This is a genomic window from Plebeiibacterium marinum (assembly GCF_026013615.1).
Lineage (GTDB): Bacteria > Bacteroidota > Bacteroidia > Bacteroidales > Marinilabiliaceae > Saccharicrinis > Saccharicrinis marinus_A.
This window is the reverse complement of the sequence record NZ_JAPDPI010000092.1, coordinates 1-4,338: the sequence shown is the minus strand read 5'-3', so window position 1 is coordinate 4,338 and position 4,338 is coordinate 1. Positions and strand designations below refer to the sequence as shown.

Below are 4,338 nucleotides of genomic sequence, written 5' to 3'. Positions count from 1 at the left end.
ATATGGCATCATTGGAAGAAACCAGAAAGAAAGAGGAAGAACCTGATTAGGCTAGGCGTCGATAATGGTATGGCTTACGCCTGGAGTAGAAGCCGTATGGGTGGCTGGGCAATAGCCCAGAGCCCTATATTGGGTACTACTATCACAGTAGAACGCTTATTGAAAAGAGGGTACATTCCACTTGCCGAAATGTACAACCAAATGCATTATTCATTAACAACTTCTAGTAATACTTTATTTCCCATGGTGTAGGGAACCGCCGTATACTGCCTGTCCCGATATTATCGGGAAGACCCGTACGTACTTTTTATGAATAAAAAGTCGTGGTGTGAGAGGCTCTCCGATAGGCTATTGGCCTATCGGCAGTCTACTCGATTGGGGTGTCGCTGTTTTTTTTCAAACTGCAAATAAAATGTCAGTCCCGCGTTGTAATTTTTCCACAAAGCTTTAATATTCTGTTTACTAAATTGTATTTTTTTTAATTCTAAGCTTTCAGTAAATCAAATTCTTTGTAAGCTGCAAATAATACTGACCGGACAACATTCTTTCTCTTTCGAATATTTTTTCATTTTACAATATTTTTCTCATCAAGCTGCTTGAGGTATTATTTTTATTTCTACCTAAGAAATCTGCGTTTTAAGAAACATTATTTCCTAAAGTATTCTGTTATATTTTATTTCCTATAATATCCAAAATCTTTTCAAAAGAATATTCAACATCTTCTTTACTATCATTAATAACCTGTTTGATTTTCTTATACTTATATAGATCCATCATTAATGTAGCAGTATCATCTGAATGAAGAAATTCAAAGGATTGAAAACCATCAAGTAAAGGGTTATAAACTTTATTTACAAAAGATTTAGCTAAGTCGATAAGTAACTCTATTTCATCAAAGTCTATTTGCAAATTCAAAGGACGATTTTTATCTAAATGGGCGTGAAATTTATCTCTTGCTTCCTTTAATTTTTCTATCGTTGAACGTTCTAGTAACTCTTTATCTAATATTTTTATTAATTCTTCATCAATTAAGCTTTCATTAGGTTCATTACACCATTCTATCTGTTTATTATATTGCTTTAAATTCAAAAAAAACTTATTGAATGAATAATGGTCATATTCTTTTTTTTCCTTTGATATCTTTTCTTTAGTTCGCCTATCACGTTTATAGTTAGTATTAAACAACTTACACAAATCGATAACCAAACTACTACCAATACTATTATATATATTATTAAATAATTTATAATCACGGGTAATCATATCTGCCCCCTCTGATTTAATAAAATAAATAGTGTTAAATGCAGAATTAACTTTTAATACAAGTAATCTTATTTCTTGAAAATCCTCTTTTATTTTTTTGCTTATATCAGTCATTAATTGTTATAGAGTTGCTTTTTATAAAATTTAAATAGATACATTATGACTATTACTAATAGCCAATTCAATTTCACTTTTTGTAAATAAAGGATTATCATTTAGGGGTTCAATTTTTTCTGCCTTTTTTTGTAATTTTTTTAATCGTTCTATAAATTCCGGTTTCTGCTTATATCCAGATGGTGAAAAATAATATCTATTGTCTATTACTAATTTACACACCTCCATTGCCTGGAACAAATTACCTTCTTTTTCTAAATTTATAATTAAACGAAAAGGAGCCAATCCCGTATTATGTCCACATATCAAGGCTTTCTTCGCATGCTCAGATGATAATGTAAAATAATTATCGTGTCTAGTTCTATTCTTAAAATATGCTTGCATCAAATTAATATGTATCATTGCTAATTTAGAATAATCATTAGAAGAAGTATTTTCTAACTGTTTAGATAGGTCTTTAATAGCAGAATCAAATTCTTTATTATAGGACTTATTAGCTGCTTCAACATAATCAGGGATTTCTGTTTCTTTAATGATTTCAGCATCCTTATTACTGTTAAATATTTTTTTTAAAAAACTCATAATATTTCTTCTTTATTTATTTTCTTATCCCACATAATTATGGTTAAATAATGCTGCATTTTATATTAGTTTTTTGTTTAGATGATTGAATACTAATAGTATTCAATTTCTCTTGTTGTAATGAATACAGGGACGTCTTCACTATCCATATTGTAAATTAAAACTTTAGTCCAGTTGTTTTGTTTGTCAAATTCTGTGTATTTATATTTTTGAGAAATACGGATTTCTCCTTTTTCATTTGAAATATTTATAGTTGACAAAAGTCCTTTTGCATCATATTCCCAATTTATTATGGTTGTACTATCTTTTTTTTCAGATAGTATATTGGTGACTTTTTTTGTATTCTTACCATTTTCTCTATAAATAGTGCCACTTGACACTTTTATATTTTCCGCATTATACGATTCTGTGTTAAATTCATTCTCTGAAATAGATTTTATTTTTAAGCTTGTTTCTAAATTGCCTTGTTTGTTGTATGTATTTTCTTCAGTAATCTTTCCATTAATACGTTTGGGAATTATTTTACTTGTTAATTCATTCATAAAGTCAAAGTTTTCAATTTCTGTGTAATTTCCTTTTTCATCAAACTTTATAACATATGAACGATTAAGACCAGCTTCTTTCCATTCTCCAAATTTCTTAATGGTATTAAAGTCTTTTGATATGCAACTTTTGACATTTCCTTTATATGAAAATAACTGCAAATCATTTTTACTAGATTGGGAACATGCTGAAAATAAAAGTATAATTAATATTCCTGATATTATGCTATTTAGTTTATTCATGTGTATAATTATTTAAAATATTTTATTACAGATTTATAGGGTTAATTATTTTGGTACCAGATTATGAATTGAGCTGTGTTTCGTGAAATTATTTATAATATAAGTAGCTTTACATATTGATTTTCTAATATTTTACCGAAGCTGTAAATCTTTTTCAGTGCACCCCAACATTTCCCTAAATACATTGGCTTTATATATATTATATGCAAGGGTAACTACCCTTGTAACTAGCTGATTTAACGATCATATATATGTTTTGTATATATTTGGTTATTAAAATTTCAGTTAAAAAGGTATGCTTGTTTTTTAATACAATCAGCTCCATAATTGCTCGTTATTTTCGGTTTATGAACATTGTAATAGTTAAATGGACATTACATGTATTTAGGCCCAACAAAGGTAATAAATGATTTTAAATAGCTTTGCTTTAAACTATAAAGTATCCCATATTTATAAATCCGTTATTTTATAACCCTTTCACACCTGTTTTAAAACGCATATCACAATTATTTGGTACACAATTTCAATTAGCAATGATCAATAACACAATGATCATTGTTCATTGTTTGTTGGTCATTGTTCATAACTATTCAATAAGGGAAGTCTCCTAATTGGCGTCCTAATGTCGTCTGTGCTCGTTCGGTTCTCGTTCGGTTCTCGTTCGGTTCTTGTTCGGTTCTAATATGATTAAAATCGAACAAAATATGAATAAGTACCAAATTATTGCTATCTTAAATACGAAGTTAACTGCACCACAATAGGAATCAGTCCCGGTGTAGAGTTAATTACAATCTATTTTTAATACTAAATTTTAACATTATGGGAATTGCAAATAAAGGAATTAATGGCCCTGTTTCGGGTAAAGTAGGAAGTAATGTGTTTTATACTGTTAAAGGGAAAAATTATATTAGAACAGTGCCCGACATTGGTAGCGTAAAGCCAACACCCAAACGATTACGCCAAAGGCAAAGACTAAGCTTAGTAACTGCATTTCTTAAGCCATTTAAAGATTTGGTAAAGATTACTTTTGCGCATATTACTACTGGTCGCTCTGCCTATCATACCGCCCAGTCGCTTAATATGAAAAACTGTATTGTGGGAGATGTATACCCCGACCAGGAGATTGACTATTCAAAAACCATACTAAGTACAGGAAATCTTCAGTTACCTCAAAAGTGTTCGGTAAAAAGAGTAGATTCAGGACTTCTTTTTGAATGGGATGGTTTTGATATTGGTACCAATGATACACTCATGGTTACATTTTTGGATAGCTCAAAGGTATGGAGTGAATATCGTTTTACAGCCGCAACAAAGTATGATAAGCAATATTTTTGGGATGCTTGCCTAGATGATGACCCCGTATATGTTTGGATGGCATTTAGAAGCCATAACCAACAAGATATGAGCGATAGCGTATATTTGGGGCAGGTGTAAAAAATTTTGTTACTGATCCCTGATTTGATGGGAGAGGAGGGGATAAAAAACAGAAAAGGTTACCTCTTAAAAAGAAGTAACCTTTGCGGTCTGGACGGGACTCGAACCCGCGACCTCCGGCGTGACAGGCCGGCATTCTAACCAGCTGAACTACCAGACC

At 30.7% G+C, this 4,338-nt stretch carries 4 protein-coding genes, 1 tRNA gene and 1 pseudogene; 2 read left to right on the top strand and 4 right to left on the bottom strand.

The genetic code is table 11. The annotated features are described in order from the left end of the window. Positions 1 to 252 (top strand): annotated as a pseudogene (locus OM074_RS20860) (group II intron reverse transcriptase/maturase); the annotation flags it as partial. A gap of 414 nt (positions 253 to 666) precedes the next feature. On the opposite strand, the gene OM074_RS20855 reads toward OM074_RS20860, so the two are convergent. The 3 genes from OM074_RS20855 to OM074_RS20845 form a co-directional block, all read right to left on the bottom strand. Next, positions 667 to 1,377 carry an AbiU2 domain-containing protein gene (locus OM074_RS20855; protein WP_301202638.1) on the bottom strand — a complete coding sequence of 237 codons (711 nt, stop codon included), beginning with the start codon at positions 1,375 to 1,377 and terminating at the stop codon, positions 667 to 669. Positions 1,378 to 1,407: 30 nt separating this feature from the next. Continuing rightward, positions 1,408 to 1,959 (bottom strand): hypothetical protein, encoded by a 552-nt coding sequence (locus OM074_RS20850; protein ID WP_301202637.1) that lies wholly within the window; start codon positions 1,957 to 1,959, stop codon positions 1,408 to 1,410. A gap of 92 nt (positions 1,960 to 2,051) precedes the next feature. Next, entirely contained in the window at positions 2,052 to 2,744 is a 693-nt protein-coding gene (locus OM074_RS20845; protein WP_301202636.1) for a hypothetical protein, read from the bottom strand. An 819-nt stretch (positions 2,745 to 3,563) separates the two neighbouring features. On the opposite strand from OM074_RS20845, the gene OM074_RS20840 reads away from it, so the two are divergent. Beyond that, entirely contained in the window at positions 3,564 to 4,178 is a 615-nt protein-coding gene (locus OM074_RS20840; RefSeq protein ID WP_301202635.1) for a DUF6266 family protein, read from the top strand. Positions 4,179 to 4,264: 86 nt separating this feature from the next. Here the strand turns inward: OM074_RS20840 and OM074_RS20835 are convergent. After that, positions 4,265 to 4,338: transfer RNA gene (locus OM074_RS20835), tRNA-Asp, on the bottom strand.